The sequence below is a fragment of the Streptomyces sp. A18 genome, from assembly GCF_059026065.1.
On sequence record NZ_JBWLKL010000006.1, the window covers coordinates 113,910 to 138,686 of the forward strand.

At 71.8% G+C, this 24,777-nt stretch carries 24 protein-coding genes and 1 pseudogene; 8 read left to right on the forward strand and 17 right to left on the reverse strand.

All coding sequences use genetic code 11. The features are described 5' to 3' along the window. Positions 1-69 precede the first annotated feature (69 nt). From AC5P1C_RS12475 to AC5P1C_RS12490, 4 genes are all read right to left on the reverse strand, one after another. The gene (locus tag AC5P1C_RS12475; protein WP_135329399.1) at positions 70-297 is read right to left on the reverse strand and encodes a CarD family transcriptional regulator; all 228 of its coding nucleotides are present in this window, start codon (positions 295-297) and stop codon (positions 70-72) included. 172 nt (positions 298-469) lie between these two features. Beyond that, entirely contained in the window at positions 470-1,492 is a 1,023-nt protein-coding gene (locus tag AC5P1C_RS12480; protein ID WP_493865831.1) for a 1-aminocyclopropane-1-carboxylate deaminase, read from the reverse strand. 17 nt (positions 1,493-1,509) lie between these two features. After that, entirely contained in the window at positions 1,510-2,154 is a 645-nt protein-coding gene (locus AC5P1C_RS12485; RefSeq protein WP_493865832.1) for a GntR family transcriptional regulator, read from the reverse strand. A gap of 52 nt (positions 2,155-2,206) precedes the next feature. Further along, the gene (locus AC5P1C_RS12490) at positions 2,207-3,787 is read right to left on the reverse strand and encodes a TROVE domain-containing protein (protein WP_493865833.1); all 1,581 of its coding nucleotides are present in this window, start codon (positions 3,785-3,787) and stop codon (positions 2,207-2,209) included. Between the two features lie 450 nt (positions 3,788-4,237). Between AC5P1C_RS12490 and AC5P1C_RS12495 the strand changes: the two genes are divergently transcribed. Both AC5P1C_RS12495 and AC5P1C_RS12500 read left to right on the forward strand, forming a co-directional pair. Beyond that, the gene (locus AC5P1C_RS12495) at positions 4,238-6,535 is read left to right on the forward strand and encodes a protein kinase domain-containing protein (RefSeq protein ID WP_493865834.1); all 2,298 of its coding nucleotides are present in this window, start codon (positions 4,238-4,240) and stop codon (positions 6,533-6,535) included. A gap of 52 nt (positions 6,536-6,587) precedes the next feature. Continuing rightward, positions 6,588-8,972, forward strand: coding sequence for a protein kinase domain-containing protein (locus tag AC5P1C_RS12500; protein WP_493865835.1), 2,385 nt, complete (start codon positions 6,588-6,590; stop codon positions 8,970-8,972). 2 nt (positions 8,973-8,974) lie between these two features. Here AC5P1C_RS12500 and AC5P1C_RS12505 read toward each other — a convergent pair whose 3' ends face one another. Next, a complete protein-coding gene (locus AC5P1C_RS12505) occupies positions 8,975-10,417 on the reverse strand; it encodes an alkaline phosphatase PhoX (RefSeq protein ID WP_493865836.1) in 1,443 nt (480 codons plus the stop codon). Positions 10,418-10,580: 163 nt separating this feature from the next. Between AC5P1C_RS12505 and AC5P1C_RS12510 the strand changes: the two genes are divergently transcribed. The 4 genes from AC5P1C_RS12510 (at position 10,581) to AC5P1C_RS12525 (ending at position 13,416) form a co-directional block, all read left to right on the forward strand. Further along, a complete protein-coding gene (locus AC5P1C_RS12510) occupies positions 10,581-11,348 on the forward strand; it encodes an SDR family NAD(P)-dependent oxidoreductase (protein WP_493865837.1) in 768 nt (255 codons plus the stop codon). Positions 11,349-11,495: 147 nt separating this feature from the next. After that, positions 11,496-11,723 carry a hypothetical protein gene (locus tag AC5P1C_RS12515; protein WP_493865838.1) on the forward strand — a complete coding sequence of 76 codons (228 nt, stop codon included), beginning with the start codon at positions 11,496-11,498 and terminating at the stop codon, positions 11,721-11,723. A 63-nt stretch (positions 11,724-11,786) separates the two neighbouring features. Continuing rightward, entirely contained in the window at positions 11,787-12,941 is a 1,155-nt protein-coding gene (locus AC5P1C_RS12520; protein WP_493865839.1) for a chymotrypsin family serine protease, read from the forward strand. 28 nt (positions 12,942-12,969) lie between these two features. Next, positions 12,970-13,416, forward strand: coding sequence for a hypothetical protein (locus AC5P1C_RS12525; protein ID WP_493865840.1), 447 nt, complete (start codon positions 12,970-12,972; stop codon positions 13,414-13,416). An 89-nt stretch (positions 13,417-13,505) separates the two neighbouring features. On the opposite strand, the gene AC5P1C_RS12530 is transcribed toward AC5P1C_RS12525, so the two are convergent. Continuing rightward, entirely contained in the window at positions 13,506-14,966 is a 1,461-nt protein-coding gene (locus AC5P1C_RS12530) for a hypothetical protein (RefSeq protein ID WP_493865841.1), read from the reverse strand. A gap of 265 nt (positions 14,967-15,231) precedes the next feature. Here AC5P1C_RS12530 and AC5P1C_RS12535 point away from each other — a divergent pair, with 265 nt between their 5' ends. Beyond that, positions 15,232-17,097 carry a DUF8508 domain-containing protein gene (locus tag AC5P1C_RS12535; RefSeq protein ID WP_493865842.1) on the forward strand — a complete coding sequence of 622 codons (1,866 nt, stop codon included), beginning with the start codon at positions 15,232-15,234 and terminating at the stop codon, positions 17,095-17,097. Between the two features lie 7 nt (positions 17,098-17,104). Here the strand turns inward: AC5P1C_RS12535 and AC5P1C_RS12540 are convergent, their stop codons facing one another. The 6 genes from AC5P1C_RS12540 to AC5P1C_RS12565 form a co-directional block, all read right to left on the reverse strand. After that, on the reverse strand, positions 17,105-17,845 hold the full coding sequence (locus tag AC5P1C_RS12540; protein WP_493865843.1) for an SRPBCC family protein: 741 nt from the start codon (positions 17,843-17,845) through the stop codon (positions 17,105-17,107). A 159-nt stretch (positions 17,846-18,004) separates the two neighbouring features. Further along, positions 18,005-18,565, reverse strand: a complete 561-nt coding sequence (locus tag AC5P1C_RS12545; RefSeq protein WP_493865844.1) for an antibiotic biosynthesis monooxygenase — start codon at positions 18,563-18,565, stop codon at positions 18,005-18,007. A gap of 108 nt (positions 18,566-18,673) precedes the next feature. After that, positions 18,674-19,462 carry an SGNH/GDSL hydrolase family protein gene (locus tag AC5P1C_RS12550; RefSeq protein ID WP_493865845.1) on the reverse strand — a complete coding sequence of 263 codons (789 nt, stop codon included), beginning with the start codon at positions 19,460-19,462 and terminating at the stop codon, positions 18,674-18,676. 11 nt (positions 19,463-19,473) lie between these two features. Then, on the reverse strand, positions 19,474-19,716 hold the full coding sequence (locus AC5P1C_RS12555) for an SDR family oxidoreductase (RefSeq protein ID WP_493865846.1): 243 nt from the start codon (positions 19,714-19,716) through the stop codon (positions 19,474-19,476). A gap of 13 nt (positions 19,717-19,729) precedes the next feature. Then, positions 19,730-20,401 (reverse strand): hypothetical protein, encoded by a 672-nt coding sequence (locus AC5P1C_RS12560; RefSeq protein ID WP_493865847.1) that lies wholly within the window; start codon positions 20,399-20,401, stop codon positions 19,730-19,732. Then, entirely contained in the window at positions 20,398-20,550 is a 153-nt protein-coding gene (locus tag AC5P1C_RS12565) for a hypothetical protein (protein WP_493865848.1), read from the reverse strand. Before AC5P1C_RS12565 ends, AC5P1C_RS12560 begins: the two co-directional genes overlap by 4 nt. A 162-nt stretch (positions 20,551-20,712) precedes the next feature. Between AC5P1C_RS12565 and dapA the strand changes: the two genes are divergently transcribed. Then, entirely contained in the window at positions 20,713-21,627 is a 915-nt protein-coding gene (dapA, locus tag AC5P1C_RS12570) for a 4-hydroxy-tetrahydrodipicolinate synthase (RefSeq protein ID WP_493865849.1), read from the forward strand. A gap of 19 nt (positions 21,628-21,646) precedes the next feature. On the opposite strand, the gene AC5P1C_RS12575 is transcribed toward dapA, so the two are convergent. The 5 genes and pseudogenes from AC5P1C_RS12575 to AC5P1C_RS12595 all read right to left on the reverse strand — a co-directional run bounded on the left by AC5P1C_RS12575 (position 21,647) and on the right by AC5P1C_RS12595 (position 24,687). After that, positions 21,647-22,255, reverse strand: coding sequence for a hypothetical protein (locus tag AC5P1C_RS12575; RefSeq protein WP_493865850.1), 609 nt, complete (start codon positions 22,253-22,255; stop codon positions 21,647-21,649). 104 nt (positions 22,256-22,359) lie between these two features. Then, complete coding sequence (dapD, locus tag AC5P1C_RS12580) at positions 22,360-23,349, reverse strand: 2,3,4,5-tetrahydropyridine-2,6-dicarboxylate N-succinyltransferase (protein ID WP_493865851.1); 990 nt, start codon at positions 23,347-23,349, stop codon at positions 22,360-22,362. An 83-nt stretch (positions 23,350-23,432) separates the two neighbouring features. Next, positions 23,433-23,698 (reverse strand): annotated as a pseudogene (locus tag AC5P1C_RS12585) (RNA polymerase sigma factor); the annotation flags it as partial. Positions 23,699-23,821: 123 nt separating this feature from the next. Continuing rightward, the gene (locus AC5P1C_RS12590) at positions 23,822-24,367 is read right to left on the reverse strand and encodes a TetR/AcrR family transcriptional regulator (protein WP_493865852.1); all 546 of its coding nucleotides are present in this window, start codon (positions 24,365-24,367) and stop codon (positions 23,822-23,824) included. Beyond that, positions 24,367-24,687, reverse strand: coding sequence for a DMT family transporter (locus AC5P1C_RS12595; protein WP_493865853.1), 321 nt, complete (start codon positions 24,685-24,687; stop codon positions 24,367-24,369). Before AC5P1C_RS12595 ends, AC5P1C_RS12590 begins: the two co-directional genes overlap by 1 nt. Positions 24,688-24,777: the final 90 nt, after the last annotated feature.

Sequence of the window (24,777 nt, forward strand, 5' to 3'; positions counted from 1 at the left end):
ATGTGCAGGGGCGGTCACCGGGAGTATTCGTCCTGGCGACCGCCCCTTTGCCGTGCGCAGATCAGGGGATCAGAGCTTGGCCAGCTTGGGATACGGGCTCAGGAACCGTCCCTGGCGGCCTGCGAAGTCGATGACCACCGCTTCCTCGCCTTCGACTCCGACGATCCGTCCGAGTCCGTACTGGTCGTGCGAGACCCGGTCGCCCACGGCGAACTGCTCGATGGGCGGTGCGGGCGGCGGCGGAACGTTAAAGGGGCTGTTCGGCAGGTGGCGTCGGGTACCGGGGGGCCTCGTCATGTTCTGAGTATGCGCCCTCCGGACCCCGGCGCACCATGCTCCGACCTCACACGGTCCTCACATCGGCATCAAACCGACACACAATTTCCCGTTCCCCGTAGCGTTACGTAGTTACTCCGTGGCACCGCGCGCACATGTGTGCCCCAGGCGCCCCGATCAGACCATGCCCCGATCAGAACAAGGCGCTGTAGGCGTTCAGGGCCGGCTGACCGCCGAGGTGCGCGTACAGGACGGTCGCGTCGCGTGCGATCTCTCCCCGGTCCACCAGGTCGATCATCCCCGCCATCGACTTTCCCTCGTAGACCGGATCGGTCACCATCCCCTCCGTGCGGGCCGCGAGCCGCATGGCGTCGAGGGTCGCCTCGTCGGGGAGGCCGTAGGTGCCCGCGTGGTAGCGCGCGTCCAGCTCGATGTCCAAGTCCTTCGCCTCCGCCTGTACGCCGATGAGTTCGGCCGTCCCGCGCGTGATCCTGCCGATCTGCTCGCGGGTGCGGTCGGGGTCGGCGGAGGCGTCGATGCCGAGGACACGGCGGGGACGGCCGCCTTCCTCGGCGAGCGCGGCGAACCCCGCGACCATGCCGGCCTGCGTGGACCCGGTCACCGAGCAGACCACGACGGTGTCGAAGAAGACACCCAACTCCTCCTCCTGCTCGGCTACTTCATACGCCCAGCGCGCGAAGCCGAGGCCGCCGAGCCGGTGCTCGGAGCAGCCCGCCGGGATCGCGTACGGCCTGCCGCCCGCTTCCTCGACCTCGCGCACCGCCCGCTCCCAGCTCTCCTTGATGCCGATGCCGAATCCGGCGCGTACGAGGCGTACGTCGGCGCCCGCGAGCCTGCTGATGAGGATATTGCCGACCTTGTCGTAGACGGCGTCGGGCCAGTCGACCCAACTCTCCTGGATCAGCACGCACTTGAGCCCCGCGCGGGCGGCGACGGCCGCGACCTGACGGGTGTGGTTGGACTGGACGCCGCCGATCGACACAAGGGTGTCGCAGCCCTGGGCCAGCGCGTCGGCGACCAGATACTCCAGTTTGCGGGTCTTGTTGCCGCCGTACGCGATGCCGGAGTTGCAGTCCTCCCGCTTGGCCCAGAGCGCGGCGCCGCCGAGGTGGTGGGTGAGGCGGTCCAGCGGGTGGACGGGCGAGGGGCCGAAGAGGAGGGGGTAGCGGGCGTAGGAGTCGAGCGGTGCGGGCACGGGCGGCCTCCGGGGGTTCAGGGGTGGGCGAGCTCTTCCAGGACGCGCCAGATCTCCGTGGTGACGGCCACCGCCGCGTCCGCGTCGCCGTCCGCGCACGCGTCGATCAGCCGTTCATGCAGTTCGGCGGAGCCGCAGGCCACGCCCTCACCGAAGCGCTGCCTCTCCAGGCGGCGGATGAGGGGGGTGTACCGGGTGATGGTGGCCGCCGCCGCGCGGTTGCCACAGGCCGTGACGAGGACGCCGTGCAGGTCGTCGTCGGCCCGCAGCGCGCCCTCCACGTCGCCGGACCGCACGGCCGCCGCGAACCGGCGGTTGGCCGCCCGCATCGCGTAGAGGTGCGAGGGCTCCAGGTGGGGCACCGCGCTGCGGGCGGCGAGTTCGTGCATGGCGCGGACGACGGCCGCCGCGTCCCTGACGTCGGCCGCGTCCAGGGGCGTCACGCGGGTGTGGCTCTGGGGTTTGGTCTCCAGGAGGCCCTCGTCCACGAGGCGTGAGAACGCCTCGCGGACGGGCGCGCGGGACAGGCCGAGCGACGCGGCGAGGTCGGCGTCCCGCACGACGCTGCCGGGCGGGATGTCCCCGCCGACGATCGCGTCACGGATCGATGCGTACGCCTGGTCCCTGAGAAGGGTGCGGCGCACCGGTTGCATGGCTCCCATGAACTGAAATGTTAGATACCAATCCCCGCCGCGGACAAGGGCCTTGACCTGACTACCGCAGCCACGGCCACTCGCTCGAAGAGCCCGCTTCGAGCAGCTGCACCATCCGGAAGGCCGCGTCCGAAAGCCCCCCGAACACATGGCGGTTGCCCGTGCCGGACTCGCCGTGACCCACCCGGTGACCCGCCAGGTTCCAGGTGTAGACCGGAATGTGCGCCGGAACCTGCTCGGTCGGGTCGCCGTGGTGGTTGTACGCCGCCTGCTCGTCGGTGACGATCAGGACGCGGTCGTGCTTCTTGTAGAAACGGCGTACCGCCTCCGTGGTGTTCGTGCCGCCGAGGCTGCCGAAGCGCTCAAGCACCTTCAGCACGGACTCACCCTCGCGGTACTTCACCTGGGCGCTGCTCGTGCCGAACTCGACCAGGTCCGCGTCCGCCGCCCGCAGCGCGAGCGCCGTGCCGAAGACCGCGGCCGCGTCCGCGCGGTTGAGCTGCGAGCGGTCCGAGAGCGGCGACCACATCGATCCCGACCGGTCGACCAGGATCAGCGAACGGCCGGGCAGCGCGGGCACGTTGGCCAGCGAGTGACCGAGGGCCCGCTCCAGCGGATACGCCCAGCGCAGCGACGGCGCGTGCTGGTACGCGGCGAGGTAGCGGAAGGGGAACTGTCGCGACCTCGCGACCTCCGCCGGGTCCGAGAGCTTCGCCGCGACGACGGCCGCCACCTCGTCCGAGACCCCCGCTTCGTCGAAGTTCCGCAGGTTGCGGACGAGCGCCATGGCGCCCATGGACGGAATGACCGCTTCCCATGCAGCCTTGTCCATCGGCCCCTGCAGCCAGCCCGCCAGAGCCTCCCAGGTCAGGCCCGCGGCGGCGAGCCGCTCGGCGCCGCCGGCGCCGGTGACCACCGCGCGCCGCTCGTCGACCGGCACCGCCATCAGCGCGCGGTGAGCGGACAGGATGCGGGTGGACGCGGGCGGTACGGCGGAGTCGGGGTTGTGGCGGCGGTCGAGCGCGTACTGGAAGAGGTCGCCCTGCCACGGCTTGTCCGGGTCGGGCGCGGCGTGCACGAGGTTGAGGATGTCGCCGAAGCGGTAACCCTTGGACGCCGTGTCGTACTTGAGCAGCGCCTTCTCGCCGTACAGCCGGCGTACGGCGTCGGCGATACCGCGCTTGACGGGCTTGGGGACGTTCCGGCCATACGTCGCCGTCCAGTAGCCGAGCAGCTCGCCGGGCTCGTCCGGGCGGCGCAGCACGGAGGCGACGACCCAGCGGTTGGCGGGACCGTCGGTGGCACCGGCGTCGAGGCGCGCCTTGACGTACTCGGCGGCGCCGACGATCGAGGCCGTACGCATGTTGCCGTCACCACGCAGCCAGCCGAGCAGGCCCGCGGTCCACTGCGGGTCCTCGACGGCGAGGCGGCGTACGAGCGCGGAGAAGCGGTCGTCGCGGTCGCCGCCGCTCTCGTAAAAGGTCCGCTGGGAAACGAAATTCGCCACCGCGAGCAGAAAGAGCTCGGAGCGCGGGTCCCGGACAGCTCCTCGGCCGCCCTCGTGGGTCGGCGCGGTGCGTCCGGTCGACTTCACGACGGAAGTGACGAGCGCCTTCGCGGACTTGGTGTTGAAGCGTGCCATTGGTGAATTCCCCCGAATTCGGAATTACTGGGGAGGCGGCACGGCAGAGAAGGGCACACCGATGACGGAACCGAGCGTGACCTGCCGCTGAGCCTCCCGAGATCAAAGTGGCTGCGGCGTGTTCTCTTGGAAGGAAGTAGCCGCTGCCCGCGCACCGGGAGGTGCGTGAAATACGTGAAGTCTTGGGTGTCCAGAGTTCCAGTCCGGCTGAACTGACGATGGTGCTCTAACCCCTGAGCTACTCCGGCCTGTTGGTGCCGGAGACGGGACTCGAACCCGCCCGCTCCCCATTATGAGTGGAAGTAAGTCCTGCCTTCGCACCTGGACGAGCTTCACTTTAGGAGAGCGAACTGGCGGGGCACCAATGCTTTTCCGTGCAACCGTACGATGGCCCACAGGCGTCGCACAGATCGTCCGTAGGGGCGGTCGTGGCGGAGGGGGAGCCGGGGCATGGCACAGGCGGCGGCGCGGCGCGAGCCGGCCGAGGTCGGCGGATATCGGATCGTCGCGCCGCTCGGCGAGGGCGGTATGGGGCGGGTGCGCCTGGCGCGTTCGGCGTCGGGGCGGCTGGCTGCCGTCAAGACGGTGCACGAACACCTCGCCGCGGAACCGGAGTTCAGGGAGCGCTTCCGCAGGGAGACCGTGGCCGCGCGCGCCGTCGCCGGGCCCTTCACCGCGGCTGTCCTCGACGCCGACCCGGACGCGGCACAGCCGTGGCTCGCCACGGAGTTCTGCGCGGGCCCCGACCTGACGGCGGCCGTCGCCGCGCACGGGCCCCTCGGCTCCGCCGAACTCGCCGTACTCGGCGCGGCCCTCGCGGAGGCGCTTTCCGGGGTGCACGCGGCGGGGCTCACGCACCGCGACCTGAAACCGTCGAACATCGTCATCGGCCGCGACGGCCCGAAGGTCCTCGATTTCGGCATCGCGAAGAGCGCGGCCGACGAGAGCCTGACCGCCGTCGACGAAGCGATCGGCTCGCCCGGCTTCATCGCCCCCGAGCAGCTGGCCCGTGACGGCCGCCCCGGCCACGCGGCCGATGTGTTCGCCCTCGGCGCGGTACTCACGCTCGCCGCCACGGGCCGTGCCCCTTTCGGTACGGGCGGCGCCCCCGCGGTCCTGTACCGCACGCTGCACGACGAACCGGACCTGGAGGGCGTCCCGGGCGCCCCCTGGCACACGTTCCTCGGCCGCTGCCTGGCCCGAGACCCGGCGGACAGACCGACGGTCGGCGAAGCGCTTGCCTGGTGCGGGGCACGGGCCGGCGACACGCCGTGGTGGGAGCGGGAGCCGGTGTCGGGGCTCGTGCGACGCCATGAGGACGAGATCGCGGAGCTGGTCGCGGGCCTGGAGGAACAGGCCGTGGAAACCCCGACCCCGACCGGGGGCAGGGCCCGCCCGCAGGACCACGCCCCCTCCGACACGCGGCCCTCCGATACTCCGCCCTCGCCGCCCTCCGGCACCCGGCACCCCGGACCCCCCTCCCGCCGACGCCTCTTCGCCTGGACCGGCGCCGCCCTCGCCACCACCGGCGTCACCACCGCCACGGCCATCGCGCTCAGCCAGGGCGGCGGAGGCGACTCGGCCGAGAAGCCGGGCGCCCCGCGTGCGCGGCTGCCGAAGGGGCGGGTGCGGTGGAGGATCGGTGTCGGTGAAGTCGCCTACGGGGGCTCGCTGTTGCGCAAGGGAGACGATCTCTACGTCGTCGACGACGCTGCCGTCACGCGCCTTGACGCGGCGGCCAGCACCGTCCGCTGGGAGTATCCGGCGGAGGACCTGCGGGGCGTGGACACCCATGGCGATCTGGTCTACGTACTGCGCGACCCGCTCTTCGAACCGGAACTCATCGCCCTGCGCGAGGCCACGGGCCGCAAGGCCTGGGACTCGGGCCTGCTGTCCCGCCATCCGCACCGCCCCCGGCCCACGTTCAGCGCCGGGCCCAGTGACCTGGAGGGGAACGAGGGGCAGTTCATCGTGGCAGGCGACGTGGTCTGTCTGCTCACCTACGCCGCGTACGGCACCGCACAGGCGCGGCGCACCGCCTCGGACCGGAAGTGGCGTGCGTACGGCTTCGATTCCCGCACGGGAGAGCCGCTCTGGTTCCACGGCGGCAGCGCGGGCGAGGTGATCGGCGCCGATCAGGCGGGCGGACGCATCGCCCTGGCCGTCTCCGCGAACCCGGGCATGCCCGGCACGGACGAGTACGCGGACGGCGATCCGCTGGTCGTCCTGCGTGCCGCGCGCGGCACGGTGGAGAAGGAGATCAAGGGCGGCGCGCGGCGCCCTTGGGTCCACCCCGGCGCCGAGGGGACGCGCTACGACACGCAGCGGGAGAAGATCCGGGCCATCGACCTCTCCACCGGCCGTGCCCGCTGGACCCGTCCCGCGGACACCGCGTCGGGGGTCACCCCGACCGCCGCGAACGGCCTGGTGCACGCCCCTTTGACGGACGGCGTCCGCGCGTACGACGCGGCGTCGGGCGCTGTCCGCTGGACCCGCACGGGCTTCCGCGTACTGGACGAGACGCCGCTCGTCTCGGACGGCCTGGTGTACGTCGCCGGGCCGGAACCCGGCGGTTCCGGCGAGCCGGTCTGGGGTCTGTACGCCCTGGACGCGGCCACGGGCACCCCGAAGTGGGGCCTCCCCCTGGACGCCGTCACCTCCGTCGACCTGGTCACTGCGGGCACGGGCCTCGTCCACCTGTGCGCGGACGGCACGCTGTACGCGATCAGCGGCCCGGAGCGGCCATGACCACTGACCGCCACGACCGCCGCCCGCCCCTGCCCGGCACCCCGGAGCGACCATGACAGCCGCAGCGCCTCCCGGCGGGACAGCCTCCGCGCTGCCCGGGACCCCTCTCCTGCCCGGTGACCCGGTGCGTCTCGGTGGGCATCGCATCGTGCGGCGGCTCGGATCCGGCGGGATGGGGCAGGTCTATCTGGGACGGAGTCCCGGCGGGCGGCTCGTCGCCGTGAAGACCGTGCATGAACACCTGGCCGCCGACCCGCACTTCAGGGAACGGTTCCGTCGTGAGGCCATTGCCGCGCGTTCCGTGACCGGGGCGCACACCGCCGCCGTGCTCGACGCCGACCCGGACTCCGCCGTGCCGTGGCTCGCCACCGCGTTCCTGCCGGGAGTGACGTTGCGTCAGGCCGTCGCCGCCGGTGCGCCGTTCGGTGCGGGAGCCGCCCGGTCGCTCGGCGCCCACCTGGCCGAGGCCCTGGCGAGCGTTCACGCGGCGGGCATCGTGCACCGTGACCTCAAGCCGTCGAACGTCCTGCTCACCGCCGACGGACCGCGCGTCATCGACTTCGGCATCGCGCGTGCCGCGGGCGACCGGGTGCTCACAGAGGCGGGGGCGATGATCGGCACTCCGGGGTTCATGGCACCGGAACAGATCGACGGGTCCCCGGCGGGGCCACCCGCCGATGTGTTCGCGCTCGGCGCGGTGCTGACCTTCGCCGCCTCCAAAGAGCATCCCTTCGGCTCCGGGCCCGTGGCGGTGCTGCTCTACCGCGCCACGCACGAAGAGCCCGACCTCACCGGCGTACCGGAGAAGGGCGGGCTGCGCGATCTCGTCGCGGAGTGTCTGCGCAAGGACCCGGCGCTGCGGCCGTCCGTGCCCGACGTCCTGGCGCGGGCCTCGGATCCGGCAGCCCCGCTGTGGTGGCGCGACGAGCCGCTGCGGTCCCTGATCTCCCCCGGCCGCCCGCGCACCGAATCCGCCGGGCGGCCCTCCCCCGCGCCGGAAACGAAGCCCACCCGGCCCGCGCCGACACCCGCTCCCACCAGGCCCGAACCCGTCGACCGCGCCGACGCCGTCGCCGCCGCCGTCCGTTCCGAACGCCGCCGGACCCTTGCCCGCCGCTCCGTTCTCGCCCTCACCGGCGCGGGCTTCGCCGGGCTCCTCGGCTACGGGATCTCGCACTCCTCGCCGGACCAGGGCTCGGACGACGAGGACGCCGGGCTGCGCGTCGAGAAGGGCTCACGGCGCCCCGGCAAGATCCGGTGGACGCTGCTCACGGACGGCGGCCGCATCGATGCCGCCCTGCTCAGCGGGTCGACGCTGCTCGTACACGGGGCCAAGCCCTACGCCGACTCGGAGGGCCTGGTCCACGCCGCCGACGCCCGCACCGGTGAACGGCGCTGGCAGTCGTTCGACACCGCTGCCGAGGCACCGGAGATGTGGGGCGTTCTCGAAGGCCTGCTGATCGCGCCCGAACTCATGGACCAAGTACGGGACTTGACGAGCGGCGCCCCCTGGAAACCGGAAGGGGCCTGGTCGCCGGAGACTCGATGGTTCACCGTCGCCGATCGGCGCCTGGTCGCACTCGGCAGCAGGAAGGAGAGCTCGACGGGGCAGACCCTGCGCTCCCGCGCGCTGCCCGCGGGCGGCTCACCCTGGGCACGCGACGACGCCGTCGTGGACTGGCACAAGCCCGCGGTCTCCGGATCCGCGCTGTTCCTCGCGCCCACGCCCTCGCCCATCGGCGGCAAGCCGCTCTGCCTGGACGCCGCCACCAGACGCACCCTCTGGACGTACGAAGGACTCACGGGCGACGACCAGGTCCTCGCCGCCCCCGTCACCCTGGCCGCCGACCGGTTCGCCCTCCTCACCGAGGAGAGCGAACTGCACGTCATCGGCGTACGCGACGGTCGCCGGCTGCACAGCGCCGGCATGAGGGTCTCCGCGGGGCGCGGAAGCACGGCCCTCGGCCACGTCCCCGGCGACGGCGGGCGCCCCGGCACGGGCCTGCTGCTCGCCGGCGGAGCGGGGCGGCTCATCGGCTTCGACCCGGTGGACGGAGTGACCCGCTGGACCGCACCCACGGCCGGGCTCGATGCCTGCTGGCGGCGGCTGCCCGGCGGCGGGCACGGCCCCGTCACCGCCGACGGCGTCCTGCTCCACTGGACCAACGACAAGACCCTGCAAGCCGTCGACCTCACCAGCGGCAGGAGCCTGTGGCTGAATACGTTCGGCGCGACCGCGCAGCTCCCCCCGGCCGTCGCGGACGACACCGTCTACGCCACCGCGGGCGGCGTCTGCCGGGCACTGACCCTGCGCGGCGGCAAGGTGATCGAGGAGTGGCCGGTGGACGGCGAGGTCACCGACCTCGCCGCCGACTCCGCCGGGTGGTACGCCCGGGTCGACGACGGCTCCGTGCGCGCCGTCAACGCCATGGGCTGACCTCAGTGGCGCTGGCGCCGCCACGGGCCGGTGATCGCCAGCAGGATGCCGGGGGACTGGATGCTGGCGTAGAGCGTCTTGCCGTCGGGCGAGAACGTGACGCCTGCGAATTCGCTGTAGGAGGGCTTCTCGGGCGTGCCCGCATTGAGTTCGTTGCGCGCGATCGGGTACGTACGGCCGCGCTCGGTCGCCCCGAAGAGGTGCTGAACGCCGCTGCCGTCCTCGGCGATGACGAGGCCGCCGTACGGGGAGACGGTGATGTTGTCGGGACCGTCGAAGGCGCCGTCCTTGGCGGGGTCCGCGTTGACGCCGAGGAGGACCTTCAGGGTGAGGGTGCGGCGCCCGGGGTGGTAGAACCACACCTGTCCGTCGTGCTGGACGGGGCTCTCGTCGCGGGCGAACGACGCGACGATGTAGACGCCGCCGTCACCCCACCACATGCCTTCGAGCTTGCGGGCACGCGTGATGTCGCCGTCGTCGAACTGCTCGCGCACCGGGACCGTGCGGGCGTCGCGGTCGGGGACCTCCACCCAGTCCACGCCGTACACCGTGCCGATCTTGGTGGCGCGGGACAGGTCGTCCACGAAACGGCCGCCGGAGTCGTAGCACTTGGGCGCCTTCAGTACGCCCGCGTCGTCGGAGAGGGTGCGCAGCCTGCCGCGGCCGTGCTTGAAGCCGTGCGGCGGGGTCCAGCGGTAGAGCAGGCCGTTGGGCTCGTCGGCGTCCTCGGTGAGGTAGAGGTGGCCGCGCTTGGGGTCGACGACGACCGCTTCGTGGGCGTAGCGGCCGAGGGCCTTGATCGGCTTGGGGGCGCGGTTGGCGCGCCGGTCGTAGGGGTCGACCTCGAAGACGTAGCCGTGGTCCTTGGTCATGCCGTTCTGGCCGGCCTTGTCCTCGGTCTCCTCGCAGGTGAGCCAGGTACCCCAGGGAGTGCTGCCGCCCGCGCAGTTGGTGGCGGTGCCCGCGATGCCGACCCACTCGGCGACGTGTCCGTCGCGGCGGACCTCGACGACGGTGCAGCCCCCGGACGCGGCGGGGTCGTAGACGAGACCCTCGGTCAGCGGGACCGGGTGCGGCCACTTGGAGCGGGGGCCGCTCAGCTCATGGTTGTTGACGAGCAGCGTCACGCCGCGCGGGCCCTCGAAGGTGGCCGTTCCGTCGTGGTTGGACGGCGTGAATTCGCCGGTCTCCAGCTTCGTCTTGCCGCTGTGCGTGAGGACGCGGTACGAGAATCCGGCGGGCAGCGCGAGCAGGCCCTTGGGATCGGGGACGAGAGGGCCGTAGCCGGGGGCGCCGCCGAGGAGGTCGTCGGCGGCGCCCTCCGTCGTCTCGTCGGCGGCGAGCGCGCCGGGTGCGGTGGCGAGCGCGCCGACGCTGCCGACCAGCGCGACCCCCGCTCCGGTGATCGCGGAGCGTCTGGCGAAGTCCCTGCGGGTGAGCGACATGATGTCTCCTGAGGCGCGTACGGGCGGGCTACGGGCTGACGGTGCACGTGCTGCGACTCTCGGCCTCGTACTTCCAGTCTCGGCCGGGCTGCTGTCGGCGTCACGTTCCCGCTCACGTATAAACAGCGGTTGAACGCCGTCCGACGTCGAGGGGCCTCCTTCCATGAACCTGCCTGCCACCGGCCGCCGTGTCCTGATCAGCGGAGCCTCCCGAGGTCTGGGCAGAGCCCTCGCGCAGGCCTTCGCCACCAGCGGCGACCGCGTCGCCGTGCACTACGGCTCGCGCGAGGAGGAGGCGCGCGCGACGCTCGCCTCGCTCAAGGGCGACGGACACGTGTTGGTGGGCGGGGATCTTTCGGACCCGGCGGGCGCGGCGGACGTCGCGGGGCGCGCGGCCACCGCGCTCGGCGGCCTGGACGTCCTGGTCAACAACGCCGCCGTGAACCTGCCGCATCCCCTCGCCGACACGTCGTACGAGGACTGGGCGGCGCTGTGGCAGCAGCACGTGTCCGTGAACCTCCTGGCCACGGCGAATCTCAGCCACCTGGCCGCCCGCCGGATGATCGACCAGGGCACGGGTGGCCGCATCGTGAACATCGGCTCGCGCGGCGCGTTCCGCGGGGAGCCCGACCACCCGGCGTACGGGGCGACCAAGGCGGCCGTCCACGCGCTCGGCCAGTCCCTCGCGGTGTCGCTCGCGCCGTACGGGATCGCGGTGGCGTCGGTGGCCCCCGGCTTCTTCGAGACGGAACGGGTGGCGCACCGGCTCAGCGGGGACGAGGGCGCCGCGATCCGCGCGCAGAGCCCCTTCGGGCGTGCGGGCACGGCGGACGAGATCGCCGCGGCCGTGCTGTGGCTGGCCTCACCGGTCGCGGAATGGGCGTCGGGCACGGTGCTCGATCTCAACGGAGCCTCGCATCTGCGCACCTGACCGAGAGGTTGGAAGAATCTTCGTAAAGAAGGTCATCGAGCGCGGATCACCCCTAAAGCCAAGATTTCGTGTGGAATGCCTTGACCCGCCATCCACACAGCAATAGACATCCCCTACCTGCATCACCCGTTGGGGGAGGCGAGCCGCGTGGACGCGTCGCAGGCACGCAGCCTCCATGAGGACCGGCTGATGAAGCTGGCCAATGTCACCGGTGTCGGCATCGGCAAGGACGACGGCTCGGGGACGGACGTGATCGTCGTGTTCGTCACCCGCAAAGTGCCTCGTGACCGGCTCCGGGACGAAGACGTGGTTCCGGAAGTGCTCGAAGGCGTCCCCGTGCGCGTGCTCGCCATCGGCGAGCCCGCGGCGCAGTAGGACGCCCGCGGAAGCGGACCGGAGCTCCACCCTTCAACCAAGGGGAAGAGGTGGTCTGGCGTGGTGAGCCAGCCCGAATTGATGCGAGGACCCACCGGCGGTCAGCTCAGCGACAGCTCGCGCCAGCAGGCGAAGGGGGACTTCCTGGGCCCTCAGACATCGCTGGCCAACGTCGTCGGCTTCGGCCACGGCGTGAAGTGGACCGAGGGCGAGCCCACGGGTGAACCCGCGGTTCTCGTGTTCGTGACCCAGAAGGTTCCGGAGTCCATGCTCCCGGAGCGGGACGTCATCCCGTCCCAGATGGACGACGGCACCCCCACCGACGTCATCGCCGTCGGCCACGTCGCCGCGCAGCGGCAGCAGCGCAAGTCGGGCCGTGCCGAGGACCGCTCGGCGACGTACGGCCCCGACGGCGGCGTGAGCGAACAGCTCGCGGGCCTCTCGCAGCCCAGTCTTGAGGAACTCGGCGGGCTCGGCGCCTTCGAGCCGCAGCTCCTCAAGCGCCGGATGCGCCCGTGCCCCGCGGGCGCATCGGTCGGCAACGTACGCGTGACGGCCGGCACGCTCGGCAGCGTGGTCTACGACTTCCTGCCCGGCGCCTCCGTCGACCCGCCGGGCTCCGGCCTCGGCGTGCCGGCGAAGTTCTACATCCTGTCCAACAACCACGTGCTCGCCGACTCCAACCGCGCCCAGCTGGGCAGCGCGATCGTGCAGCCGGGTGTCTTCGACGGCGGCCAGGACCCGGCCGACCGCATCGCGACCCTGGAGCGCTTCATCACGATCCAGTTCGCCCCGCAGATTCCACTGGAACGGCACAACAACGTCGTCGACGCCGCGCTCGGCACCGTCGACTTCCAGGACGCGACCCGCGAGACGTACTTCAGCGGCGCACCGCGCGCCTGGCGCCGCAAGGCCAATGTCGCGGTCGGCGACCTGGTGAAGAAGACCGGCCGTACGACGAACATCTCCTTCGGTCGGATCATCGCCGTCGATGCGACCATCGACGTCAACTACGGCACGGCGGGCACGGCCCGCTTCAAGGACCAGATCCTGACGACGAACATCTCGGCGGGCGGCGACTCGGGGTCCCTGGTGACCTCGCTCGACAACGTCGCGATGGGCCTGCTGTTCGCCGGTTCCTCGACCGTCACCGTGCTCAACCACTTCGAGAACGTCCGCGCGCTGCTGCGGGTCGAGGTCTCGGAACTACTGGCCTGACCGGTCGCACCACGAGAGGAGGGCTTTCATGACCACTCAGGCACGCAAGCAGAAGGGCCGGGCCCGCGGGGAGCACCACTTCCACAATCCGCAGGGCGCCGAGGTCAAGACGCGCGACGAGGCGTTCGCCGCGACCCAGGAGGTGTCCGCGGAGGCGGTCACCACCACCTGCAAGCTGGAGCTGCACAACGGCGCGATCACCTTCGCCATGGAGGTGAAGTTCAACCCGAACACCTACCCGCACGTGGTGACCGGCGGCCAGATCACCGCCGGCATCTGCGGCGCCCCCTGGGAGATCACGGGCGGCCTGATGGGCGACACCATGCGCCTGGACGCCAAGCGCACGGGCCAGGGCTCCTGCGCCGACACGATCACGATCGTCGGCGAGTACCAGAACCCGCCGGCGTACCGGGGGACGTACGGCTTCAACGGCGCGACGTCCTCGTTCAAGCACACGACGCTGTATCAGTGCTGAGCTGTAGCGGCGCTGAGCTGAGGCAGTGCTGAGCTGAGCTGAACCAGCAGCGGCCGGGCAGGACAATTCCAGCCCGGCCGCTGTCGGCGTCACATCCCTTGCTGCGAACGCGCCTTGAACGCCGCCTTGCGGGCTTCCTTGGCCACCTTCTTGTCGGGGTGCAACCGCCCCATCGCCTCGAGGACATCCGCGGTGGCCGGGTGCTCGACCCGCCAGGCCGCGGCGAAGAAGCCGCTGTGCTGCTGCGAGAGGCCCTCCACGAGCCCCTGCAGCTCGTCCGAGTTGCCCTCGGCGGCGAGCTGCGCGGCGATCGTGTCGATGGTCAGCCAGAAGACCATCGACTCGGAGGGCGGGGGCACGTCCGCGGCCCCGTGCTCGGCCAGCCACACCCGGGCGAGCCCACCGAGCTCGGCGTCGTCGAGCACCTCCCGGAGGGCGGGCTCCGCCTCGCGGCCCACCAGCGAGAGCGCCTGCTGGCACCGGAGCCGCCGCAGCGGCGCCCCCTCGTCCCCGCCGCGTGCCGCGGCCAGCAACTCCCTTGCCGCGTCCAGCGGTTCGTGCCGGGCGAGCCACAGCTCGATCTCGGCCTGCGCCGCGGCCTGCGGGAATCCGGCGGTCCCTTCGAGCAGCGCGTCGGCGCCCTTGTCGGCGAGGTCGCCGACCGCGGGGGCGTCCACGCCCGCCTCCAGCATCCGCGCCCGGATGCCGTACACACCGAGCGGGGTCAGCCGGACCATGCCGTACCGCGTGACGTCCTCGTCGTCGTCCGGCAGGGGCGCCTCGGCCTCGTCGATGTCGACCATGAGGGCCTCGTCGACCGGCTGGTACTCGATGAGTCCCAGCGGCTCGAAGAGCCGGAACTGGTCGTCGAGCTTCATCATCGCGTCCGACACCTGCTCCAGGACGTCGTCCGTCGGCTCGCCCATGTCGTCGGGCACGATCATCGACGCGGCGAGCGCGGGCAGCGGCACCGGCCCCTCGCCCGCACCGGCGTCCCCGGCGGTGAGCAGGTACAGGTTGCCGAGCACGCCGTCCAGGAAGTCCGCCTCCGCCTGCGGGTCCCAGCCGAGCTCCTCGAAGTCGATCTCGCCGTTCTCCTCCAGGACGTCCAGGAGGTTGTCCATGTCGGGCACGGTCGCGTCCCCGTACACGGTGTCCAGGGCGCCCAGCCAGACACCGAGGATGTCCTGCGGGGTGCCGGACGTGAGCGCGGCGAGGTCCTCGCCCGCGGTCACCGTGCCCGGCGCGTCCTCACCCTCCGACTCGTCCGCGTCCGTGACGTCCACCAGGCCCGTGTCCACGGCCACGCGCCAGGCCTCGCTCGCGTGCGCGGCGGCGTCCGGGTCGTCCGCGTCCAGGCCCAGCTCCGCTACGGCGGCCGGCAGCTGCTCCTCGACCAGCTCGCCGCCCGCCCCGACCCGGGTGTCGGGTCCGGCCCAGCGGGCGAGGCGCGCGGCGCGGGAGAGCAGCGGCGTGGCGAGCGCGGCCCGCGCGAGTTCCGCTTCGGAGTGCAGCAGCACCGGCGGCAGGGTGGCGGGACTTACGGACATCGGCTGGTTCTCCTCCGAAGGATGGGGCGTCCCCTGCTCGAGCGAGGTCGAGTGCCCGGGGAAAGGTCGGCTGGACCGAAGCCTAGACGGATTTGGCCCCATGCCGCCCGGTTCATGTCCCTGTCAGAAGACATACACGGCGAGAACACCCGCCGAACCTTGACAACTCCCCTGGCCACACAAGAGATTGACGCGCGTAGAGCGCTGGGTCGCCGCACCGCCGGTGGCCTTCTCCCTCACCCTCACCCTCATCCGGAGTCACTCCATGCCGCACATATCCCGTGCCACCCGGCCCGCCGTGAGATCCGCCGCCGTCGCCACCGTCGTGGCGACCGCCCTCGCGGCCGGTCTGCTCGCCGTGAACTCCTCGTCCGCGTCCGCCGCCGAGGTCCGCGTGCACGACATCCAGGGCACCACCCGCCTCTCGCCCCTCGCCGGGCAGCAGGTCACGGACGTGACGGGCATCGTGACCGGCGTCCGCGCGTACGGCTCGAAGGGCTTCTGGATCCAGGACCCGAAGGCCGACGGCGAGCCCGCGACCAGCGAGGGCGTCTTCGTCTACACCGGGTCGGCCGCCCTGACCGTGAAGGCCGGTGACGCCGTCCGCGTCTCCGGGACCGTCACCGAGTACGTCCCCGGCGGCGAGTCGTCCGGCAATCAGTCCCTGACCCAGCTCACCAAGCCGACGGTCGCGGTCGAGTCGTCCGGCAACGCGCTGCCCGCGCCCGTCACGGTGAACGCCGAGTCAGTGCCGTCCGCGTACGCCCCCGACGGCGACCCCGGAGACGGCGGCGGTATCAACGCACTGCCCCTGAAGCCCCGCTCGCACGCCCTCGACCTGTACGAGTCCCTGGAGGGCATGAACGTACGCGTCGGCACCTCGCGCGTGGTCGGCGCCACGGATCCGTACTCGGAGCTGTGGATCACCGTGAAGCCGCACGAGAACCCGAACCGGCGCGGCGGCACGGTGTACAAGTCCTACGACGACCAGAACACCGGACGCCTGCAGATCCAGCAGCTGGCGCCGATCTCCGAGCAGCCCTTCCCGAAGGCGAACGTCGGCGACACGCTCTCCGGTGGCGCCGAAGGCCCCCTGGACTTCAACCAGTTCGGTGGTTACACGCTGGTCGCCCGGACGCTCGGCAAGGTCACGGACAAGGGCCTCGAACGGGAGAAGACGCGGCGGCAGGCCAAGGGTGAGCTCGCTGTCGCGACGTACAACGTCGAGAACCTCGACCCCGGCGACCCGCAGACGAAGTTCGACGCACTGGCGCGGGCCGTCGTCTCGAACCTCGCGTCGCCCGACATCCTCGCCCTGGAGGAGATCCAGGACGACAACGGCGCGAAGAACGACGGGACCGTCTCGGCGGAGGCGACCCTGAAGAAGTTCGCGGACGCGATCGTCGCCGCGGGCGGTCCGCGCTACGAGTGGCGGTCCATCGACCCGGAGAACAACAAGGACGGCGGGGAGCCGGGCGGCAACATCCGCCAGGTGTTCCTCTTCAACCCCGAGCGGGTCTCCTTCAAGGACCGGGGCGCCGGGGACGCGACGACGGGCACGGATGTCGTACGTTCCTCCGGACGCGCCGCGCTGACCCTCTCCCCCGGGCGCATCGACCCGGCGAACACGGCATGGGCGGACAGCCGCAAGCCGCTGGCCGGTGAGTTCACCTTCCGGGGGCGCAGTGTGATCGTGGTCGCCAACCACTTCGGGTCGAAGGGCGGCGACGAGGGCCTCACGTCGCGGCACCAGCCGCCGGTGCGGTCGTCGGAGGCGAAGCGGCTGCGGCAGGCGCAGGCGGTGAACGCCTTCGTGCGGGACGTGCGGAAGGTGCAGAAGAGCGCGGACGTGGTGGTCGTCGGCGACGTGAACGACTTCGAGTTCTCGGAGACGACTGCCGCGCTCGAGGCGGGAGGCGCACTGAAGTCCGCCGTCAAGTCCCTTCCCCGGTCGGAGCGTTACTCGTACGTCTACCAGGGCAACTCGCAGGTCCTCGACCAGATTCTGACCAGCCCGGGTGTGGGACGCGCCGGGTCGAAGGGCTTCTCGTACGACAGCGTGCACATCAACGCGGAGTTCGCCGAACAGAACAGTGACCATGACCCGCAGGTGCTGAGGTTCAAGCCGTGACCAAGGGTCACGCGTAGAGCCTGAGCAGCCAGTCCCGCCAAGCCATTTCGGTGCCCTTGGCGTCCGCCTGCGGCGCGAAGTCGTGGATGCTGACGCCCACCGGGGCACCGAAGTGGTTGCGGCCGAAGAAGCGGTGGAGCGCGGTGTCGGTGCGCAGGCCGATGAAGTGCCGGCTGCGGAAATCGACCACCGCGTCCAGGGGTTCGCCGGGGGCGTCCACGCGTACGCGGGCGCCTTCGGACGCGTCGTCGGGCAGGCCCAGGCGGCGGCCCAGTCTGGCGAAGGCGTCCGGGGCGCTGGAGGGGGCGGGGCCGTCGACGGTGGTGAAGGTGACGGCCAGGCCTTTGAAGTACGTCAGGTACTGGCGCAGGGTGTGCAGGTAGAAGTCGGTGTGCTTGCGGGCCCCCTCGAACTGGTTGTCCCAGTCCTCGGTGAAGACACCGCTGTGGATGTAGCGGACCCAGGAGCGGCGGCCGCCGTCGCGGGGCTCGATGGTGCGGTCGAGCTGGTTGACGCTCTGGCCTGGCGGGAGGCCTTCGGGGTCGTCGACGCGGTCGGTGAGGCGGTGCGGTGGCTCCCAGTGGGTCACGACACCGCCGTAGGGGGCGACGCCGCCCTCGCGGGGTTCGTACTCCACCATGGGCCACAACCAGCTGCCGGTGTCGGTGGTGAACGCGTCCCAGACCTCGGCAGGAGAAGCATCGACCTCGAACTCCCGCTCGATCTCGAACTCCTTGCCCGCGGTCATGGCGACTCCCTGACGTCCCACATCGCTTCAACATCCCACCACCGCCCCTTCCCGTCCAGGGCCTCGGTGGTGCGGGGGAAGGGATGCGCGACAGCAGGGCGGGGAGTGCGTGATGGGTGAGGAAAAATCGCCACGCTCCCTGCGTACCGCGGCGAGAGTTCAGTTGGGCTCGATCGCGTACACCAAGCGGTACCTGCCCTCCTCGGGCAGCCCCTCCCCGCTCTCCCACTCCTCGTAGCGGAGCACACGCCCGCCGTCCGTCGTCACATGGAAGTGGACGGAGATCAGGCCTGGCGCCGCCTCCGCCCCGGCCTCCCCCTCGGCGATCACGACCGCCCCGGCCGTCCTGACGTCTCCGGCCGCCCGCGCCACCCCGTCCCGCAGCCGCGTCTTGTGCAGCCCAAGCCGTTCGATGCCCGGCACGGCCTCGTCGATCTCGGCGTTCCGCTCGTCCCTGCCGTGGGCGAAGAAGTCCCGGTACGCCCCCTCGTCCCGCCAGTGCGAGCGGTGCGCCACCGTCGAGCCGTCCGCGCCGGCGTACACGGTGTACGAGAGCAGGCCCTCGTGCGGCCACGGACGGCTCCCCCAGGCCGTGGCGATCGCGTCGACCGTCGCCCGCTGCCGCTCCGGCGTGCCCGTGCTCCAGGTGCTGAGGAAGACGAGTCCGCCGTCCGCGCGGGCCGGGTCGGGGAGGGTGGTGGCGTCGACGTGTGCCTTCATGGCCTGCTCCTTCAGCGTGTGGACGGGCCCTGCGCGGCCCGCTGCCCACACTCTGCGACCTCAAGTTCGCTTGAGGTCAAGTTCGCTTGAGGTCAAGTTCGCTTGAGGTCAAGCTCGTTCGGAAGAGGCCACCGGGGCCAGGTCCGGCCGCTTCGCCGCACGGCCATCGCCCGACGAGCGCCCCCGGACGCGTCGCCACAGCCAAGGCCCCATGAACCCCGCGAACCACGTCGCCTCCGCCGCCACCGCCCGCAGCGCGGAGATCGGGGGCGGCGGGGGCAGCAACGGACCTTTCCAGTCCTCGTGGCCGGGGACGCCCAGCGCGTCCGCCATGCCGGCGGCGATCCGGGCGTGCCCCAGCGGGCTCGCGTGCAGGCGGTCGGTGCTCCACAGGCGGGGGTCCGTGGTGACCCGGTGCGGGAACGTGTCGAGGACGACGACTCCATGGCGGTCCGCGGCCGCGCGGATGCGGGCGTTCAGGTCGAGGACGCGGGGCAGTGCCCTGCGCGCGAGCGGCGAGATCCGCCCGAGGTCGGGGAACGTCACGGTGGCCACGCGCGCGCCCGCCGCGGTCAGCTCGGTGAACATGTCCTCGATGTCACCGGCCACTTGGGCCGCGTCGAAGCCGGGGCGCACCAGATCGTTCATGCCCGCCATGACCGTGACCAGATCCGGGCGCAGCGCGAGGGCCGGGGCCAGCTGCTCGGCCTTGATGCGGGCCGTCAGCCTGCCCCGCACGGCGAGGTTCGCGTAGCCGAACTCCGGCTTCCCCTCGGCCAGGATCTCGGCGAGGCGGTCGGCCCATCCGCGGTATCCGTGCACCTCGTCACCGTCGCCGACCCCCTCCGTCTGGCTGTCGCCCATCGCGACATAACGGGTGTACGCATGCGTCGTCATGGCCCGAGCCTCTACCCGAAGCCATGGCACGTCAACGCGACCCCGACCACCGGGCACCTCACTGCCCAGAGGAGGTGACCGCCGCCGTCCACCAGGAGGACTTCACCGGTGATGTACGAGGCGTTCACCAGGTCGAGGACCGCGTCCGCGATGTCCCGCGGCCTGCCCACGCGGCGCAGCGGAAGCCTCGCGGCCGTCTCCTCCATCGCGGACTCGACGCCCTCCACCCCGTCGAACGACAGGGTGTCGATCATGCCGGACGGTGCGTCACCGGCTCTTCTCGTCCCCCGCGAGGCGCGCCAACTCCCCCTGGAACAGATCGAGTCGGGCCTGGAGCAGCGCCGCCTCCGCGACCAGTTCGGGCACCCCCATGGCCTCGGACGGCGATCCCGGTACGGACTCGGGGCGCGCCCCGGTGACCGTGAGCCCCTCCCCGGCGAGGCGCGCGAACTCCGCCAACCGCAGCGACGTACGCCTGCCGGCGCAGGCACCGCACGCCCCCTCGACCACCCGCCACCCCGGCCTGCCCCACCCGGCGTCCGCGAGGACCGAGGCCCGCGCGCCGCAGCCGCACGGCCGCACCGTCACCGTGCGCACCCGCTGGCGCGCGTAACGGAAGCCGCGCTCGAAGCGAATGTAGGCGCCGAGCACCGTCACTTCGAGCAGCGCAGCCCCGCGGTGCTCGGCGGTGCACAGGAGCGCCTCCGCCGCCGCGCGTTCGTTGACGCAGTGGAACCCGCAGTCGCAGCGGCGGTGCGGGGCCGCGTGCCGCCGCCCGTAGACGCAGCGGGCCTCGTCGAGCGCGCCGTAGGGCAGGGCCGCGCCCAGGGAGATGCCGGTGAACCCCGCACTCGCGCCGTCCTGGGACAGCGCGAGGCGGGCGATCTTGTATCCGGTCGGCGGCTCCTTCGGGCGTTCCGCGGGGAGCCGCAGCCTCATCGGACCGCGGGGACCTCGGCCACCGGCTGCTGCTCAGCGGCGATGGCCGGGCCGGTCTCCGGCTCCGCACGCTCGGGCGCTTCCTGCCGCGGCTGCTCCTGCGGGTCTTCCTCGGCGATCCCGGTGGCGAGTGCTTTGCCCAGCCTCATGACGCCTCCTGTGGTCGACTGCCGTCCGACCCATGGTGGCCCATACGGGGGCGAGTTGGCACTAGGGTCTGTCCTGCTCGCGGCAACCTCGTAGCATTCCTGCCGCACATCTCGTAGCAGAATTAAGTGGAGCTTCAGCGTCGGCGTACCGACACTGCCTCTATGACCTCACCCTCATCGACGGCCCCTCCCTTCGGCCGCGCCCTCTGTGCGATGATCACGCCCCTCACGGACGACGGCCTGCTCGATCTCGACGGCGCCCAGTCGCTCGCCGAGCGCCTGGTGACCGAAGGCTGCGACGGTCTCGTCCTGTCCGGCACCACCGGCGAGTCCCCCACCACGTCCGACAGCGAGAAGGCCGCGCTCGTGCGCGCCGTCGCCGAGGCGGTCGGCGACCGGGCCTCGATCGTCGCGGGCGTCGGCAGCTATGCCACCCGGCACACGGTCGAGATGGCTCTGCAGGCCGAAAAGGCGGGCGCGGACGCCCTGTTGGTGGTCACGCCCTACTACAGCAAGCCGCCGCAGGACGCCGTCGAGGCCCACTTCGTGGAGGTCGCCGACGCGACAGGGCTCCCGCTCACGCTCTACGACATCCCGGGGCGCACCGGGACGCGCATCGAGCCGGAGACGATGCTGAGGCTCGCGGAACACCCGCGGATCGTCGCCGTGAAGGACTGCGCGTACGACCTGATGGGCACCCAGAAGGTCATGTCCCGCACCGACTTGGCGTTTTACACCGGCTGCGACGAGTTCATCCTGGCGCTGTATGCGGTGGGCGCCGCGGGATACGTCAGCACGGTCGCGAACGTCGTTCCGCGCCAACTCCGCTCGGTCATCGACGCGTTCGACGCGGGCGACACGGCCGGGGCTCGTCGCCTCCAGCAACAGGCCATCGAACTCATCGAGTTGATGATGGGCGCGGGCCTCCCGGGAACGGTCACCTCCAAGGCGCTGCTCGGTGCGCGCGGCCTGCCCGGCGGCCCGGTCCGCGCACCGCTGCTGCCCGCAGGCCGCGAGGCGACCGATGGGCTGCTCGCCGCATACGACAGGCTGCTCGCCGCGTACGAAGCGCCGTGACGCGGCCCGCGGCGGTGATTCAGCCCGCGGCGGGGAAACCGCCGGCCTTGGTCCACAGGAGCGTTTCGCCGCCCCTGCTGAACGTGACCTTCTTGCCCCCGGTGGCGACGGCGATCTTCTCCCAGCCGTCGAAGTCCTTCGTGAGGTGCGTGGCCCACTTCGTCAGCGGGCCCGTGGCGACCGCGGCGACCGACTCGGTCGGCGGCTCGCCGTCGGCGCAGTACACGCCGAAGTCCCCGAAGGCCGCGACGGTGCCGTCCTTGGCCTTGAGCGTGATCCCCTGACAGGCGTCGGTCTTCGTCTCGTACACGACGGCCGACTTGGACCAGCCCTTGGCCTTGGGGCTGTAGTCCTGCACGAGGAGCCCCTTGCCCTTCATGTAGTGCATCGCCACGCGACGCCCGTCGGCGAGCTTGACCTGCGCGTTGAAGGGGCTCGGGCTGCCGGTCCAGTGGATGTCGCTCTTCTCCAGCGGATAGGAGTGATCGCCCGTCGACACCGGGCTGACCTGCTGCGGCGCACCCCGGCCCGCGTCCTCGGCCCGGCCATCGCTCTGACCGCATCCGGCCACGAGCCCGAGTGCCGCCACTGACCCCAGGGCCAGGGCCCTGATCCCCGCTCGGTGCATGTCTGACTCCTGTCGTCCCGCACGGCCTGCGTCCGTGCTGGGAGGGCAGCATACGCAAGAGCGCCCTCCGGAAGACCGGAGGGCGCTCCGCGGGGCGGCGATGATCAGTTGTTGCTGTGCAGGACGTCGTTCAGGCCGCCCCAGACCGCGTTGTTCGGGCGGGCCTCGACGGCGCCAGTGACCGAGTTGCGGCGGAAGAGGATGTTCGAGGCGCCGGAGAGCTCGCGGGCCTTGACGATCTGTCCGTCGGGCATCGTGACGCGGGTGCCCGCGGTGACGTACAGACCGGCCTCGACGACGCACTCGTCGCCGAGCGCGATGCCGACGCCCGCCTCGGCGCCGATCAGGCAGCGCTCGCCGATGACGATGCGGACGTTGCCGCCGCCGGAGAGGGTGCCCATCGTGGAGGCGCCGCCACCGATGTCCGAGCCGTCGCCGACGACGACACCGGCGGAGATGCGGCCCTCGACCATGGAGGTGCCGAGCGTGCCCGCGTTGAAGTTCACGAAGCCCTCGTGCATGACGGTCGTGCCCTCGGCGAGGTGCGCGCCGAGCCGCACGCGGTCGGCGTCGGCGATGCGGACGCCCTTCGGCGCGACGTAGTCCGTCATGCGCGGGAACTTGTCGATGGACGTCACCGCGAGGTGCAGGCCCTCGGCGCGGGCGTTGAGGCGGACCGTCTCGACGTCGTCCACGGCGACCGGGCCGAGCGAGGTCCAGGCGACGTTGGGCAGGAAGCCGAACTGGCCCTCCAGGTTCACGCCGTGCGGCTTCACCAGGCGGTGGCTGAGCAGGTGCAGACGCAGGTACACGTCGTGGGCGTCGAGCGGCTTCTCGTCGAGGGACGCGATGACCGTACGTACGGCGACGATCTCCACGCCCCGCCGGGCGTCCGGGCCGATGGCCTTGGCTGCGCCCTCGCCGAGCAGCTCCACGGCACGCTCGGCGGTGAGCCGCTCGGAGCCGGCGGGGCCCGCTTCGGCGACGAGTTCGGGCGCGGGGAACCAGGTGTCGAGAACGGTGCCGTCGGCGGTGATGGTGGCGAGGCCTGCGGCGACGGCGCCGGTGGTGCGGGAAGTGTTCGTGTCGGTCATGGGGAAAACCTAACCGGCGGCGCGCCGCGCGGGCGAACCGGTCTCAGGGTCCGGGCCGGGAGCCCGGCCCCGTGGAAGGACCGGGCCGCGATGACGTACAGCCACGGCCGGGCGGCTGCGCGCTCGCGGTCGTAGCGGGCCCTCGCGCGAAAGGCGATGAGGAAGGTCTCCGCCGTGATGTCGTCGGCCGCGCCGTCCCCGAGACGGCGGGCCGCATAGCGGTGGATGTCCGGCGCGTACCGGTCGTAGAGGCGCGCGAAGACCTCCGGCCGCTCCAGCGACCGGGTGACGAGTTCGGCGTCGTCATCCTTGTCGGCCGGCGGGTCGGCGGGGTCGGCGGTCCGGTCACAGGGTCTCCCCGTCGTCGGTGTGGCGCTGGGCCTTACACCTCCTGTTGCCCGAAGTCCCCGCGCGGGTTCACGCATGGTCCCCCGCAGCCTGCCGCGGGCCTGTGCGCGGGGGAAGACACCGGTCAGCCGCCCGGCGCCAGCAGCCGGTCGAGCATCTCCCGCGCGAAGCCCTCGTCGTACGGAGTGTCCATCAGGAGCACTTGCAGGCACATTCCGTCCATCAGGGCGACGAGCGCCCGCACGGTGACCGGATCGACGCGTTCCGCGAGCGCGTCGCCGATCCCCCGGCACCACTCGGCGGCCACCGGCCGCAGCGCGGGCCTGCGCAGGGCGGCGAGGTAGAGCTCGTACTCCAGCTCGACCCCCGCGCGCTCCCCCGCGAGCCACTCGCCGAGCAGCCCGGCGAGCTCTTCCGCCAGGTCGGCCCGCGGGTCCTCGAACGCGCCGCTCGTGACCACCGCCTTGGCGAACCCCTCGTTGGCCTGCCGCAGCGCGGCCACCAACAGCTCGTCGAGTGTCTTGAAGTGGTACGTGGTCGAGCCGAGCGGCACATCGGCCTCGGCGGCGACGGACCGGTGGCTGAGCCCGCCGATCCCCTTCTCTCCCGCCACCCGGATCGCGGCGTCGATGATCCGTTGGCGCCGCTCGGGGTCGTAGCGCCGGGCCATCAATGCGCTCCGCCGAGGTTGAGCACGACGACGCCCGCGATCACCAGAGCGATCCCGGAGATCTTGACAAGCCCTGCGGACTCGCCCATGAAGAGCATCCCGATGGCGGCGACCGCGGCGGTCCCTGTCCCCGCCCAGATCGCGTACGCCGTGCCGACGGACAGCGTCTTCAGGGTCTGCGCGAGCAGGGTGAAGGCGATCAGATACCCGGCGACGGTGATCAGCGAGGGCCAGAGCCTGCTGAACCCCTCGCTGTACTTCATGGCCGTCGTCCCGGCCACCTCCGCCACGATGGCCGCGGCCAGCAGTCCGTATCCCATGCGTACGAGTGTACACAACGTTGCGTACGGGCGTACACAACGGCGGTGGGCGGAAAGGTTAAGGTGACGCGATCGCTGTGGGGGGCCCAC